Source organism: Streptomyces sp. NPDC050433 (assembly GCF_044458565.1).
GTDB lineage: Bacteria > Actinomycetota > Actinomycetes > Streptomycetales > Streptomycetaceae > Streptomyces.
The window spans coordinates 17,982-31,991 of record NZ_JBITIB010000017.1 but is presented as its reverse complement, the minus strand read 5'-3'; the positions used below and the strand labels follow the sequence as shown (position 1 = coordinate 31,991).

At 69.5% G+C, this 14,010-nt stretch carries 12 protein-coding genes; 5 read left to right on the top strand and 7 right to left on the bottom strand.

What is annotated here, in order from left to right; all coding sequences use genetic code 11:
* Window positions 1–48: 48 nt before the first annotated feature.
* Complete coding sequence (locus tag ACIBLA_RS21445) at window positions 49–729, top strand: TetR family transcriptional regulator (RefSeq protein ID WP_363243840.1); 681 nt, start codon at window positions 49–51, stop codon at window positions 727–729.
* Here the strand turns inward: ACIBLA_RS21445 and ACIBLA_RS21440 are convergent.
* The 5 genes from ACIBLA_RS21440 to ACIBLA_RS21420 form a co-directional block, all read right to left on the bottom strand.
* Window positions 713–1,879 carry an ROK family protein gene (locus ACIBLA_RS21440; protein ID WP_399199478.1) on the bottom strand — a complete coding sequence of 389 codons (1,167 nt, stop codon included), beginning with the start codon at window positions 1,877–1,879 and terminating at the stop codon, window positions 713–715. The two genes, ACIBLA_RS21445 and ACIBLA_RS21440, sit on opposite strands and share 17 nt — an antisense overlap.
* A 265-nt stretch (window positions 1,880–2,144) precedes the next feature.
* Window positions 2,145–5,444: a PQQ-dependent sugar dehydrogenase gene (locus tag ACIBLA_RS21435; protein ID WP_399199477.1), complete on the bottom strand. Its 3,300-nt coding sequence runs from the start codon at window positions 5,442–5,444 to the stop codon at window positions 2,145–2,147.
* 98 nt (window positions 5,445–5,542) lie between these two features.
* Window positions 5,543–6,523 carry a sugar phosphate isomerase/epimerase gene (locus tag ACIBLA_RS21430; RefSeq protein ID WP_363243837.1) on the bottom strand — a complete coding sequence of 327 codons (981 nt, stop codon included), beginning with the start codon at window positions 6,521–6,523 and terminating at the stop codon, window positions 5,543–5,545.
* Window positions 6,524–6,735: 212 nt separating this feature from the next.
* A complete protein-coding gene (locus ACIBLA_RS21425; RefSeq protein WP_399199476.1) occupies window positions 6,736–7,266 on the bottom strand; it encodes a hypothetical protein in 531 nt (176 codons plus the stop codon).
* A 435-nt stretch (window positions 7,267–7,701) separates the two neighbouring features.
* Window positions 7,702–8,088 (bottom strand): helix-turn-helix domain-containing protein, encoded by a 387-nt coding sequence (locus ACIBLA_RS21420; protein WP_363243835.1) that lies wholly within the window; start codon window positions 8,086–8,088, stop codon window positions 7,702–7,704.
* Window positions 8,089–8,207: 119 nt separating this feature from the next.
* On the opposite strand from ACIBLA_RS21420, the gene ACIBLA_RS21415 reads away from it, so the two are divergent.
* From ACIBLA_RS21415 to ACIBLA_RS21405, 3 genes are all read left to right on the top strand, one after another.
* Entirely contained in the window at window positions 8,208–9,068 is an 861-nt protein-coding gene (locus ACIBLA_RS21415; protein ID WP_363243834.1) for an SDR family oxidoreductase, read from the top strand.
* Window positions 9,069–9,256: 188 nt separating this feature from the next.
* A complete protein-coding gene (locus ACIBLA_RS21410; protein ID WP_399199474.1) occupies window positions 9,257–10,024 on the top strand; it encodes an NPP1 family protein in 768 nt (255 codons plus the stop codon).
* A 199-nt stretch (window positions 10,025–10,223) separates the two neighbouring features.
* On the top strand, window positions 10,224–11,498 hold the full coding sequence (locus ACIBLA_RS21405; protein WP_399199473.1) for an MFS transporter: 1,275 nt from the start codon (window positions 10,224–10,226) through the stop codon (window positions 11,496–11,498).
* Here ACIBLA_RS21405 and ACIBLA_RS21400 read toward each other — a convergent pair.
* Window positions 11,420–12,199: an alpha/beta fold hydrolase gene (locus ACIBLA_RS21400; RefSeq protein WP_363243831.1), complete on the bottom strand. Its 780-nt coding sequence runs from the start codon at window positions 12,197–12,199 to the stop codon at window positions 11,420–11,422. The two genes, ACIBLA_RS21405 and ACIBLA_RS21400, sit on opposite strands and share 79 nt — an antisense overlap.
* A 186-nt stretch (window positions 12,200–12,385) precedes the next feature.
* Complete coding sequence (locus ACIBLA_RS21395; RefSeq protein ID WP_399199471.1) at window positions 12,386–13,363, bottom strand: GlxA family transcriptional regulator; 978 nt, start codon at window positions 13,361–13,363, stop codon at window positions 12,386–12,388.
* A gap of 166 nt (window positions 13,364–13,529) precedes the next feature.
* Here ACIBLA_RS21395 and ACIBLA_RS21390 point away from each other — a divergent pair, with 166 nt between their 5' ends.
* Window positions 13,530–13,973, top strand: coding sequence for a Rid family hydrolase (locus tag ACIBLA_RS21390; protein WP_363243829.1), 444 nt, complete (start codon window positions 13,530–13,532; stop codon window positions 13,971–13,973).
* Window positions 13,974–14,010: the final 37 nt, after the last annotated feature.

The window sequence follows — 14,010 nt, the reverse complement described above, 5'->3', positions numbered from 1 at the left end:
CCCGCACCGCATACCATGGAGCCTCAACGCGTCGACCGCTGGAGCCCCATGACCTCGCATTCCGCATCTCGGGCCGGCCAGGAACGCCAGCGGGACGCCGACCGGACGAAGGCGGAGATCCTGGACGTCGCCACACGGGAGCTGGCGCGCCGTGGCTACACCGGGGCGCGGGTGGACGACATCGCCGCGCTGATGCGCACCACCAAGCGCATGATCTATTACTACTTCGGCAGCAAGGAACAGCTGTACACGGCCGTCCTGGAGAACGCCTACTCCGAGGTACGGGCCGCCGAACGGGCCCTGGACGTCGACCATCTCCAGCCGGTGGAGGCGATCCGTACGCTCGCCGAGCTGACCTTCGACCACCACGAGGCCCACCCGGAGTTCATCCGGCTGGTGAGCATCGAGAACATCCACCAGGCCGAACACATCCGGAAGTCACCGGTGCTGGCCAGTCTCGGGACGCCCGCCCTCGACCTGATCACCCGCATTCTGGAGGCGGGCCGGGAGAGCGGCGACTTCACCGCCTCGGCCGACGCCATCGACGTCCACATGATGATCAGCTCGTTCTGCTTCTTCCGGATCGCCAACCAGTACACGTTCGAGGCGCTGTTCGGCCGGGATCTCACCGCGGCGAAGCACCGCACACGGCATCGCCGCATGCTCGGCGACATGATCGTGGCTTACCTCACCGGTGCGGCCACGCCTGCCCTCAACCGCCGTAACTGAGTTCGCTCGCCAGGAGCGCGGCGCCCACGACTCCGGCGCGCGGGCCCAGTTCGGACATGACGATCGGCAGATTGCCCGTCGCGAGGGGCAGCGAGCGTTTGTACACGACACTGCGGATCTCGGAGAGCAGCGGATAGCCGAGCCCCGTCAGACCGCCGCCGATCACGATCATCGACGGGTTCATGAAGCTGACCAGGGTGGCGAGCACCTGCCCCACCCGGTGGCCGCCGGCCCTGATGAGATTGACGCACGTGTTGTCGCCGCCGTCCGCGCACTCCGCGACATCCAGGGCGGTCAACACCCCCCGCTCGGCGAGCCGTTCCGCGAGGGCGGGCGACTGGCCCGACTTCGCGGCCTCCGTGGCATCCCTGGCCAGCGCCACCCCGCCGAAGTACGCCTCCAGACAGCCGGTGTTCCCGCAGGAGCAGACGGGCCCGTCCGCCTCCGCCTCGACCTGGACGTGCCCGATGTCGCCGGCGCAGCCCTCCGCGCCCCGGTAGATACGGCCGTGGTGCTGCATGCCGGAGCCGATACCGCTGCCGATCTTCACGAAGAGCAGATGGTCGACCGTCTTCGCGACTCCGCTGTGCTGCTCACCGAGGGACATCACATTGACGTCGTTGTCGACCACGACGGGGCAGCCGTGTGCGCGGGCGAGGGTGTCCCGTACCGGAAAGCGGTTCCAGCCCACCATGATGGGCGGCGAGACCGGCACGCCCTCCCGGAAACTGACCGGCCCCGGCAGACCGATGCCGATGGCGTCGAGCCGCGTGTAGTGCCCCTCCTCGGCCATCGCGTGCAGGAGTTCGCTGACCCGGCCCAGCACGGCCACCGGCCCGGAGCGGATGTCCGCGGGCTCGGAGCAGGAGGCCACCGGTGTGAGCGCGCCGTCGGTGATCTCGATGTCGACGGAGCTGGCGCCCAGATCGACGGCGGCGAACCGCAGACCGGGATCGAGCTGGACGAGGGTGGAGCGCCGGCCGCCGCGCGACGCGGCGGGGCCCGCCTCGCTGACGCGGCCGGCGGCGACCATCCGGTCGAGTTCGCCGAGCAGCCGTGGGCGGGGAACCTCCAGCCGGTCCGCGAGCTGGGCGCGGGACAGCGGGCCGTTGTCGCGCAGCAGACTCAACACGCGGTACTCGATGTTCACGGACTCACTTCCTCTGGGCGCCTTCGGACAGCTTTCGGGAGGTGGCGCGGGGCGGAGCGCGGGCGTTACGGGGGAGCACGCGGTCTACAGGGGGTGGCGTTCGGCAACTTTTACACAGAACGTCGAAAGTTGCCGCCTCGTTGGCGGAACTCGAACTCGAACTCGGACACGACCCGGTCCCGCCATGGAGCCGGGTCCGGGGCACAGAACTGCCCCGCCGGTGAGAGCGGGGCGTGGCGGCGGGGCAGCCCTGTCGGTCCCGGTGTCAGCCCGTGGCGCCTCCCTTCAGCGCCCGCGCGTCCCGTGCCAGGGCCGCGCCCGCCGCGCTGTCCGGCACCAGGGCGGTGTCGGCCGTGTAACCGGCGAACGACTCCAGTACGGCCGCGGCCTGACTGGTGCGGCCCGCCTTGGCGTGCGCCTCGGCCTGCCCGATCCGTACGGTCAGCCGCTGCTGCCCCAGCGCCGTGATCAGGCCGTCGGCCCGCAGCTGGGTGATCAGCGCGCGAATGTCCGCGTAGGAGGTACGGGTGGTGAAGGCCACCGTCTTCGTGGTGGTGTTGCCGGCCTTGTCGCGGGCCTTGACCGTGAGGTCGTGGTTCCCCAGCGGCAGCCGCCAGAGCTCCAGCGCCTGGCCGGAGTCGACGGCCTTGCCGTCCACCGTGGCCGTCACACTCGCCCCGCCCGAGACCGCGTCCTCGGCCGAGAAGACCGGCGTCGGGCGCTTGGAGTCCCCGTAGACGCCGTCGGCTTCCAGTCCGGTGGCCGTCACCGTGGGACCGGTGCGGTCGATCCGTACGGTGAGCGAGCCCACCTCGGAGACGTTGCCGCCGTTGTCGGTCGCCCGGTAACGGACCGTCGTGGCGCCCTCCTTGGAGAGGGTGACGGCCGCGTTGGCCGACTGCCAGGTCGCTCCGTCGTCGACCGAGTACTGACGGCTGGCGACCGTCCCGTTGTCGGTCGCCGCGACCGCGAGCGACACATTGCCGGTGTACCAGCCGTCATCACCGTTGGGCTTCGGCGGGTCGAGCGTGGCGGTGACCTTGGGCGCGGTCTTGTCCGCGACGCCCACGCCCTGGAAGGTCAGCGAGTCCAGCTCGACACCACCGGAGGTGGTGACGAAGACCTCGCCGGTCCCTGAAGGGGCCTTGTCCAGTGCGGTGGTGACGGTCTGCCAACCCTCACCTGCCGGCACCGGCACCGTGGCGAACGGCTCCGCGTCCGCCGAGCCCCAGCGCAGCGCCAGCGTTCCGGCGCCGCTCGCGCGGGTCTTGACCCCGTTGATCCCGGCGAACGACACCGGGTCGTACGCGATCCAGTCACCCGCGTCGAAGGACGTCAGCTTGCGCTGGCCGGACGCCGTGGTGTCGTCCGTGACCGTGACGCCCTCGGCGGAGTCGTAGTGCTCGGCCTGCATCAGCGCCGGGTTGAGCACCACCTGGGCGTCACCGGTGGCCGGCGGCACGCCGCCCGCGCCCTTGTCGGTGTAGGTGATGCCGAGGACGCCGAAGACGTTCTCGGTGTCACCGTGCCCCGCGTCGGCCGGGGTCGCGACGCCGCCCGTGCAGCCGGTGCCGCTGTTGACCGGGTGCCCGTGCTGGTTGTGCCCGAGACCGAAGGTCCAGGCGACCTTGGGACAGTCCGGAGTGGTGCCGTCCTCCGGGTCGTCGACGGCTATGCCGTACGGCACGGCGTCGCCCCAGTTGAAGAACCCGCCGTCGGGCGGTGAGGTGATCTTCACCGTCGGCGCCGTGTTGCCCACGGTGATCTGTCGGCTGGAGAGACCCGACTTGCCCTGCGGGTCGGTGACCTTGAGCCGGGCCTGGAACTGCCCGTTGTCCGTATAGGTGCGGTCGGCCGTGGGCCCGGTGGCGTCGAACGTGCCGTCGCCGTCGAAGTCCCACTGGTAGGTGAGGTCACCGTTCTCCGGGTCGCTGGAGCCGGTCGCGCTGAACGAGACCTCCAACGGTGCCTGGCCGGACGTCTTGTCGGCCTTGATCACGGCGGTGGGCGCCTTGTTGCCCTCGGCGTAGTCGATCCGGTAGAGACCCGCGTCGGGGTTCTGCCGGAAGAAGCCGTCGCCGTAGTCCAGGACGTAGAGCGAGCCGTCCGGGCCGAACTCCAGGTCCATCGGGTTGTCCCACTGCGGGATGCCGTTCTGCGAACGCTCGCTGTTCGGCAGCACGTTCTCCAGCTTGCTCACCGGGCCGTCAGGACCGTCGAGCGCGAGCGCGGCGACATAGTCCTGGGAGAACTCCCCGAAGAACGCCTTGCCGTCCCAGTACTCGGGGAACTTGCCCGGCGAGGGGTTCTCCGCGTCGTAGCGGTAGACCGGACCGCCCATCGGGGCCTGGCCACCCGGACCGCCGGGGCCGCGGAAGGCGGTCAGCTCGGGCCACGGCTGGTCGCTGTCCTTGTCGCCGTACCAGAGCGTGGCCGGCGCGGACGCGGGCAGCTCGGTCAGACCGGTGTTCCAGCGGGAGTCGTTGACCGGCTTCGCGCAGTCGAACGCGGGTCCCGGTGTGAGGGTGGCGAAGTCGAAGTCCCGGTAGGGCTTGGTGTTGTCACCCGTGCAGAACGGCCACCCGCTGTTCAGCGGCTTGGTCGTGGTCTGCCACTCGACGTATCCCATCGGCCCGCGGTTCGGGTCGGCGGTGCCCGCGTCGGGGCCGTAGTCACCCCACATCACGGCGTCGGTCTTCTTGTCCACCGCCAGCCGGAAGGGGTTGCGCAGTCCCATCACGAAGATCTCGGGACGCGTCTTGGCCGTGCCCGGCTCGAAGAGGTTCCCCTCCGGGATGGTGTAACTGCCGTCCTCCTGGACGTTGATCCGCAGGATCTTGCCCCGCAGGTCGTTGGTGTTGCCCGCGCCACGGCGCTCGTCGAGACCGGGGTTGTAGCCGGCCGCGTCGTTGATCGGGGTGTAACCGCTGACGTTCGGGCCCGACGCCGGGGTGTTGCCGCCCGTCGAGAGGTAGAGGTTGCCCTTGCTGTCGAAGTCCACGTCACCGGCGACATGGCAGCACTGGCCGCGGTTGGCGTCGACCCGGATGATCTCCTGGGCGGTGGAGAGGTCGAGCTTGTCGCCGGTCCACTTGAAGCGGGTCAGAGTGTCGTACCCCTCCCACTGCTTCCAGTACGCGTCCGTCTGCCCGGCGGGCAGCGTCTGCGGCGCCGAGCCGGCCGGGGTGTTCAGCGGCGGCGAGTAGTAGAGGTAGACCCACTTGTTGGTGGCGAAGTCCGGGTCCAGGGTGACTGTCTGCAACCCGTTCTCGGAGTTCTGGTACACGTCGACGTGGTTGACGACCTTCGTGACACCCGTGCCGGGGTCGGTGAGCCGTACGTCTCCGTTGCGGGCCGTGTGCAGAACGCGGTTGTCGGGCAGCACGGCGAGGTCGATCGGCTCGCCGGTGTCCTTGGTCAGGGTGACCTTCTCGTAGTTCGACCAGTCCAGGGCGTGTTCATGGCCCGGATGCGCCTGGGCGGCGGGCGCGAGCGCCACACCGCCCAGTGCGGGCAGTGCCACGAGCAGGACCCCTGTGATCAGGTGTCTCAGGGTGCGGTGCACGGTGATGCGTCTCCTCGATCGCTGGCGGTAAGGAGGGGAGGGGACAGCCGGGCGCCTCCGGGCGCGGAGGTGCCCGGCTGTCTTCGGGGGAAGCCCTCTCAGCCGAGGAGTCCCTTGAGCGCCGTGAAGCTGCGCTCCGCCGCGCCGAGCGAACCCGGCGGATTCGGCAGGGTGTTGGGCGCGGTGTCCTGCTCCCAGATGCCCACGTGCGAGGCGCGCGGCCCGATGTCGCGGACGAACTTCTCGTACGGCAGGTCTCCGGCACCGAACTCGACGATGTCGAAGCCGTTGGCGTTCGCCGCGTTGGCGTCGCCGTCCTTCATGTGGAACAGCGGGTAGCGGTACGGCTGCTTGCGCACGTACTCGGCCGGGTCGAATCCGGGCCAGCGGTACTGGCCCACGTACGCCCAGTAGACGTCCAGCTCCAGATAGACATGGCGCGGGTCGGTGTTCTTCAGGAACACGTCGTACAGCCGCACCGACGGCTGGTCGGTGGCGAACGCGAACTCGCCCGCGTGGTTGTGCTGGTAGAGCTTGAGACCGCGCGCCGTCGCCGCGGCGCCCCAGACGTTGAACTCGTCGGCGGCGGCACGGTAGCCCGCGACGGTGTTGTCGTTCGTGGGCGCGTTGGCGGTACCCACGTGCGGCGTGCCGAGGATCTGTGCGGCGTCCAGCTCGCCCTGGAGGTTGGACCGGAAGTTGCCGATGCCGACATGGCTGCCGACCGCGCTCAGCCCGTTGTCGTCGAGCAGCGTGCGGATCTCCTGGAGGGTGATCTGCCTGCCCAGGATGGAGGTGGACTGGGTGTATCCGGCGAACTCGATCTCCTTGTAGCCGATCCGGGCCAACTCGGGCAGGACGACACCGAATCCGAGGGCGCTGACCTTGTCGCGGATGCTGTAGAGCTGGATGCCGATGCGGTCCTTGGGGATGGACAGATTCTTCTTCGGCTTGCCCGGCGCCGCGGCGGCCGAGGTCGCGGCGGCCCCGGTGACGGATGCGGCGGCGATGGCCACGGTGGTGCCGGCGGTGGCGCGCAGGAAGTCCCTGCGATCGAACGACTTGCGAATATGGCTCACGGTCACTCCTGGGGATGGGGCGATGAGGGTTGAACCGTGGCGCGCTGCCGGAGGTGCTGCTACCGGCGGTGCGCCGCGGCGGGGGGTGACGGCTGTGCCGGCGGGAGGGGAAGCGCCGAGCGGTCCGGAGTGACGAGGTACGGCGACGGGGCGGTTGCCGGTACTCGTCTGCGGGGAGGAGTAGGGGGCGGACATGGCCTGTCCGCCATGGGTCAGAGGCTGGATCTGCCCGCCTCGTGGGCGTCGGCCCGTGCCGCGGCGGCGCGTTCGGCCGCCTTCTCGGCGAGGGCGGCGCCACGGTCCTGGGGTGCGGCCTTCTTGGCCGAGCCGGCGGACGACGGTCCTGCGGTCTCCCCGGTCACGGCGCCACGGACACGCGCCAACTCGCCCACGACCAGGACGGGGTTGTTGCCGGTCGCGGTGAGTGAGCCGCGCACGATCGCGTTGTCGAGCACGGCGTTCGCGGTGTTGTCGGTGACGGCCGGATTGCCGCCGAAGTACGAGGCGCCCGCGTAGACGAATCCCTCGGTGGCGCCGGACTCGACGGTCACCGAGCCTTTGACTCTCGTACCGGTGAGCGTGCAGGACTTCCCGGCCGGGACGGCCAGGTCGTTGCTGACGGTCACGGCAGCGCCGTCACCGACACACGTGGTGTGGAGAGCGGCCTGGGCGGAGCCCGAGAACGCCACCAGGCTCCCGGATGGCACCAGGGAGGCCGTGGCGACGAACGTACGGATCTTCATGTCGCTTCCCTTCAGCTGCGGTCACGGCAGGGTCGGAGACCCGGCCGGTTCCCCGTTCTGCGACGGGGGTGCTGCACGGTGCGTCTGCGACGGCCGCTGTGGGGGCGGTCGCGCAGCGCCTCGTGACGGGCGGTGGCCCGGCCATGGGGGGAGAGACGTGGAAAGACTCGTGAGGTGAAGGGCGTTCGAGTGAGCGCCGATCGGCTGCGGTGTTACGGCGACGAAACACATGTCTCGGTGGGCCGAGACATTAGAGCGCCGCGTGGGGACTGTCCAGAGGTTCGGTACGAATCTCCTGAACTTTCTAATGATTCATCAAAAGATGGGTGACCTCGACGGAAAGCGCGAGGGATGCCCCGAGCGCCCGAGGAAACGCGCCGCTGGGACGGGTGGATCCGTCTCAACGGCGCGTAAGGGCGGGGAGGTTGGGGTGCCTCAGGGCCTCGCGGGCGCGCGTGCCTCGTCGTACGCCGCGCGGGCCGTGAACACCGCGTCCAGCCGCCGTTCCGTCCAGCGCGCCAGTCCCCACACCTGCTCGGCCGCCTCGCGGCCGAGTTCGGTGAGCGAGTAGTCCACGCGCGGCGGGATGACCGGCTTGGCGTCGCGGTGGACGAAACCGTCGCGTTCCAGGGTCTGCAGGGTCTGCGCGAGCATCTTCTCGCTGACTCCCTCGACCTCGCGGCGCAGTTCGCTGAAGCGGTACGAGCGCTCCAGCAGGGCGGCCAGCACCAGTACGCCCCAACGGCTGGTGACATGTTCCAGTACGAGCCGAGAGGGGCACATCCGCCGGTTGACGTCAGGGGGGCGCGCGCTTTCGTCCATTCCGGTACCTTACTTCAAGGTGGGTACTTCCTCTCGGTAAGTGTGGAACATATCGTTGATCAAGCGGATCACGAAGTAATGCCAACCATGGCAAACCACATGAAATGGATAGGGCACCCATGAGCATCGTCGTCACCGGAGCGACCGGACACCTCGGCCGTCTCGTCATCGAATCCCTGCTGGCCGCCGACGTGCCGGCCGGTGAGATCGCCGCCGTCGCGCGGGACAGGGAGAAGGCCGCGCCCCTGGCGGCGCTCGGTGTCGAGGTACGGATCGCCGACTACGAGAGGCCCGAGACGCTTGCGGACGTATTCCGGGCCGGTGACCGCGTCCTGTTCGTCTCCGGCAGCGAGGTCGGCCGCCGAGTGGCGCAGCACACCGCCGTCATCGACGCCGCGCGGGCGGCGGGGGTGGCGCAACTCGCGTACACCGGTGTACTGGGCGGCCCCGACGCCGACTTCGAACTGGCCGCCGAACACAAGGTCACCGAACGGCTGATCCTGGAGTCGGGGCTGCCGTACACCTTCCTGCGCAACGGCTGGTACACCGAGAACTACACCGAGAACCTGGCCCCCGTGCTGGAGCACGGCGCTGTCGTCGCCGCGGCGGGCGAAGGCCGCGTCGCCGCCGCCGCCCGCGCGGACTACGCGGCGGCTGCCGCCGCCGTACTCACCGGCGAGGGGCACCTGAACAGGGCGTACGAGCTGTGCGGCGACACGGCGTGGTCCTTCGCCGAGTACGCGGCGGAGCTGTCGCGGCAGACCGGCCGGACCATCGTCTACAACAACGTCCCCGGTGAGACCCTGCTGGGCATCCTCACGGGCGCGGGCGTGCCCGAACCGATGGCCGGGATCCTGGTGGACGTGGACAAGGCCATCGAACGCGGACTCCTCGTCGGTACGACGGGTGACCTGTCCCGTCTGGCGGGCCGGCCGACGACGCCGCTGGACCGGTCGATCGCCGAGGCACTGAAGGCCTGACGGCCGGGGTCACGGCCCCCGACCGGGGGCCGGGCCTCGCTTCACAACTCGTCTGCGCCCTCTATTGGTTGGTCTTTCACCGCGCCGACACCTCCACACGCTCGGTATGTCAACAAGAGACGGAGAAGCTGAACCGAGCATGTCAAAATGACCGACGCCCCCACGCCGCGGTCGATCAGGAGGACGCAGTGAAGAAAAGCTCGCGCATCCGCAAGGTCTCATTCACCCTTGGCAGTGCCCTCGCGCTGGTCATCGCATTTCCCGGCAGCGCTCTGGCCGATCCTCCCAGCGCCCTGCCCGCCAACGCGGACGGACTGGAGCAGACCTTCCAGCCGGCGTTCGACTACGACACGGACGGCTGCTACCCCACCCCGGCCATCGGTCAGGACGGGACCATCAACCCCGGCCTCAACCCGAGCGGTGCGCTCAACGGCCAGTGCCGTGACTCCTGGGACCTCGACAACACCAACGGATACTCCCGGTCCAAGTGCAACAACGGCTGGTGCGCGATCATGTACGGCCTCTACTTCGAGAAGGACCAGGCCGTCGCCGGCAGCGGGCTCGGCGGACACCGCCACGACTGGGAGCATGTCGTGGTGTGGGTGCAGAACGACCAGGTGCAGTACGTCGCCACCTCCGCGCACGGCGATTTCGACATCCACACCCGTGACCAGATCCGGTTCGACGGCACGCACGCCAAGGTCGTCTACCACAAGGACGGCATCGGGACGCATGCCTTCCGCGCCGCCAACGGCAACGACGACCCGCCGGAGAACCACCACGGCACCTGGCAGTTCCCCCGGCTGGTCGGCTGGAACGGATATCCGGCGGGGCTGCGCGACAACCTGAGCCAGGCCGACTTCGGCAGTGCCGTCTTCGGCCTCAAGGACGGCAACTTCAACGGCCATCTGCAGAAGGCCAAGCCGGCCGGTATCCCCTTCGACCCCAACGCGTGACGCGGCGGGCCGGAGGCGGCGCGAGGCGGTTCCGCCGCCGCCCGCCCCGGCCCGCTCGCTGTTACCGTGACCCCGTGTTCCTCTTCCGTGCGTAGGACCTCGTAAAGACCGCGACGGCTGTTGCGTCGCGGTCTTTCGGCGTCCCTGTACGGCCGCGGCGCCCGAACGCGCGCCGCCCTCCCCGAGGAACACCACACCGATGTCTTCGTACGCCGCTGTGCTGCGGACCCCGCATGCCCTGAGCACCTTCGGTGCCGCCCTGCTCGGCCGGCTCTCCTACGGAACGGTCTCGCTCTCCCTCGCACTGGCGGTGAAGGACGCCTCGGGCTCCTTCGCCGTCGCCGGCACCACGCTGGCCCTGTTCGGTGCGACCAGCGTCGTTCTCTCGCCCGCTCGGGCCGCCCTGGTCGACCGGCACGGTCCGCGCCGGGCCCTCGTGCCGATGGCCGTCGTGTACGCCGCGCTGCTGACGGTGTTCGCCCTCGTCACTCGCGAGCAGCCGGGGGCGGTCACGGCGGGCACGTCGGGTACTCCGGGTACGGCCGGTGCCTCGGCCGCGCTGCTGGGCGCGCTCGCCGCCTGCGCCGGGTCCTGTACGCCGCCGCTCGGACCGACCATGCGGACCCTGTGGGGCCAACTCCTGCGGGGCCGGCGGATGTTGCAGCGCGCGTACAGCCTCGACGGTGTCGCCGAGGAACTGCTCCTCGTCGTTGGTCCGCTGCTTGTCGGGGTCCTGGTGGCGTACGCGGAACCGGCGGCCGGAGTCGCGGTCAGCGCCGCGCTGGTGCTGGTGGGGACGGTCGCGCTCGCCCTGTCGCCGGTGCCGTTCCCGGTGCGGACGGGGAGACCGAGGGCGCGGGGCGCGCGCTCGCGCCGTAACGGACCGCGTGGTCTCGCGCAGCCGGTACTCGCCGCCGCCGCGGTCGGGCTCTGTCTCGGCGGGCTGGACCTGCTGGCGATCGCCTTCACCGAGCAACAGCACCGGCCCGGCGCGGTGGCATGGATCCTGGCCGCGCTCTCGGCCGGCAGCGCGGTCGGCGGACTGGCGAACGGCGCCGTCTCCTGGCGGTCGGCCGCCCGGCCGAGGCTCGCCGTGATCTGTGCGGCACTCGGCGTCGCGCTGGCAGCGGCGGGGCTCGCGCCGAACGTGTACACGCTCGGCGCGGCGGCGGCCGTGGCGGGGCTCTTCGTCGCCCCGGCACTGACCACCGCCTACCTGATCGCGGACGAAGCAGCCGCACCGGATGCCCGGACCCGGGCGGGCGCCTGGGTCAACACGGCGCTGAACGCGGGCAGTTCCGGCGGTACGGCCCTGGTGGGCCTGCTGGTGGGCCGGTTGCCGTTGTCCCTCTGCTTCGTCCTCGTGGCCGCACCGGCGCTGGTCTGTGGAAGCGCCTACGTCTGGTTCCGCGTCACTCCGTCCAGCCGCCGCCTCAGGCTGCTCGTCAGCTCCTTCAGCCGGTCCGCCAGATAGAAGTGGCCGCCCGAGAAGGTTTCCAGCGAGAAGTCCGACGTGGTGTGCTCACGCCATCGGGCCGCCTCCTGCGAGGTGACCTTCGGGTCCTCGTCGCCGATGAGGGCCGCGACGGGGATGTCGAGTTCGGGGCCCGGCCGGTGGACGTACGTCTCCACGGCCCGGTAGTCCGCCCGGAGCGCCGGCATGATCATCGCGACGATCTCCTCGTCGTCCAGCAGCGCCCCCACCGTGCCGTCCAGCGCCTTGAGTTCGGCGATGAGAGAGGCGTCGGGCTTCAGATGGAGACGTTCGTCGCGATGGGTCGACGGCGCCCGGCGGCCCGAGGCGAACAGCGCGAGCGGGCGGTGGCCCGCCGCACGGAGCCGGCGCGCCACCTCGTACCCCACCAGCGCCCCGTAGCTGTGGCCGAACAGCGCGAACGGCCGGTCGGTCCACGGTTCCACCGCCTCGGCGACCTGGTCCGCGAGCACATGCAGATCGTCCACCGGCCGCTCGTGCCGCCGGTCCTGCCGCCCCGGATACTGCACGGACAACACCTCGACGTCCGGGGCGAGGGCCGCCGACATCGGCGAGTAGTAGGAGGCGGCGCCGCCCGCGTGCGGGAGACACACCAGCCGCATCCGGCTGCCGGGATTCGGGTGCGGAGCACGTATCCAGGTGTCGTCGCTCGTGCCGGTGGTGCCCGTGGTGCCGGTCATGACGGGATTCCTCCGCTTGTCAGTCGGTGACGGGTGATGACCTGCGCCGGACATGTGAGGGATGCCTGTGGCACATCCTCGATGTGGACGCACCGGTGATCCTCGTCGTCCTTGAACGGCAGCGTATCCACCGGAGTTGGCCGTCCGCAGGCCGAGGCCGGCTCGTGGGAGAGACCGCGACCCCTGTCAGACGTCCGGGTGAGAAACCGACGTCCGGTAGGCGGTCGGCGTCATTCCCAACTCTCGCCGGAAGAGGGTCCGGAAATTCGAGGCCGTGCCGAAACCCGTCGCCCCGGCGATTCTCTCGACGGACCAGTCGGAACTCTCAAGCAGCCGGCGCGCACCGAGGATCCTCTGCCGGGCGACCCAGTGCATGGGTGGCAATCCCGTCTCACGCGAGAAACGCCGAATGAAGGTTCTCCGTGAGAGCAGGCTGTGGTCCGCCATCTGCTGGACGGTGATCGGCGAACCGATGTTCTCGATCACCCACTCCCGGGTCGCACGCAGATCGGCACGGGGCGGAGTCGTACCGTCCCTGTACTGCGGCTCGTTCGCACCGCGAACCCGAGAGCTGACGACATCCTTCGCCACACCGTCCGCGGCGGTGACCCCGAAATCGGTCCGGATGACATGGAGACATACGTCCATTCCCGCGCTCGCGCCCGCAGAGGTGAGAATGGCCCCGTCCTCGACAAACAGCAGATTCTCCACGACATCGACTCCCGGATGCATCATGCGAAGCCGGTCGGTGTATTCCCAATGCGTCGTTGCCGTCTTTCCGTTCAGCACTCCGCTCGCCGCGAGCGCGAAAACTCCCGTGCAGACGGCGACGGTACGAGCACCCCGCTCGACAGCGCTCCGCAGCGCGACGACATAGCTCTCCGGAATCGGGTCTTGGGGATTCTCGTAGCCGGGAATCACGACAACATCGGCGTACTCCAGATCCGAGAGCGAGTGGGTCGGCCTGATATCCGCGGCCAGGACTTGCGACGACCCGTCACCGGAGTCGTCAACCGGGTCGAAGTCATGGTCCCCGCACACAAAGACCTGATAACCCGGATGCCGGCCAAACACATACGCCGGAATGCTGACGTCCAGCGCGTACAGCCGGGGCAGCGCGAGAATCGCGACAACTAGCTTTGCCTCGCCGGATTTCAACGACACTCCACCCCTCCGCGCATCCCGGCCAGGATAGCCCACGAGCGCGACCGCTCGGCCGGGAGCCCGGTTCGGCACGATCCTTGCGCCAAGTGGCACGGCTGGGCCTGGCTCACCGCGACCCCGCTCCGTACCGTCGTGACGGAACTCATTTCTTGATGATCGGAGCACGATGAGCAACGCGGACCGGGATCATGTCGAAAGCTTCGGTGTCCCCTGGGAAGAGAGCTACGGATACGTTCAGGCGGTCAAGCGCGGCGACACCATTTATCTCTCCGGTCAGGTCGCACACAACGGCACGGAACTTGTCGCCCCCGCGCCGGTCGACGACGACGGACGGGTCACCGATTACACGAACATGGGCGATCAGTTGCGCCAGTGCTACGCCAACGCGGGGGAGTTGCTCAACCGTTTCGGCGCATCGCTGGACGATGTCGTCGAAGAGGTCATCTATGTACTGGACGCCGACGCGGGCGACGCCGCGGCGGGCCCGGTACGCAAGGAGGCGTACGGCCGCCCGGATCCCCAGGTGGCGAGCACCATGATCGGCACGTCACGACTGGCCTTCCCCGAACTGCTGGTCGAGGTCAGATTCACGGCCCGCGTCGACCGGTGAAGGCGTGCCGGTAGGCGAGGGGTGAGGTGTCCAGTGC

Coding starts and splice junctions, on each gene's coding strand:
- ACIBLA_RS21445 (WP_363243840.1), top strand. CDS start 49: ATGACCTCGCATTCCGCATCTCGGGCCGGCCAGGAACGCCAGCGGGAC.
- ACIBLA_RS21420 (WP_363243835.1), bottom strand. CDS start 8,088: ATGGACGAAAGCGCGCGCCCCCCTGACGTCAACCGGCGGATGTGCCCC.
- ACIBLA_RS21400 (WP_363243831.1), bottom strand. CDS start 12,199: ATGACCGGCACCACGGGCACCACCGGCACGAGCGACGACACCTGGATA.
- ACIBLA_RS21390 (WP_363243829.1), top strand. CDS start 13,530: ATGAGCAACGCGGACCGGGATCATGTCGAAAGCTTCGGTGTCCCCTGG.
- ACIBLA_RS21425 (WP_399199476.1), bottom strand. CDS start 7,266: ATGAAGATCCGTACGTTCGTCGCCACGGCCTCCCTGGTGCCATCCGGG.
- ACIBLA_RS21405 (WP_399199473.1), top strand. CDS start 10,224: ATGTCTTCGTACGCCGCTGTGCTGCGGACCCCGCATGCCCTGAGCACC.
- ACIBLA_RS21415 (WP_363243834.1), top strand. CDS start 8,208: ATGAGCATCGTCGTCACCGGAGCGACCGGACACCTCGGCCGTCTCGTC.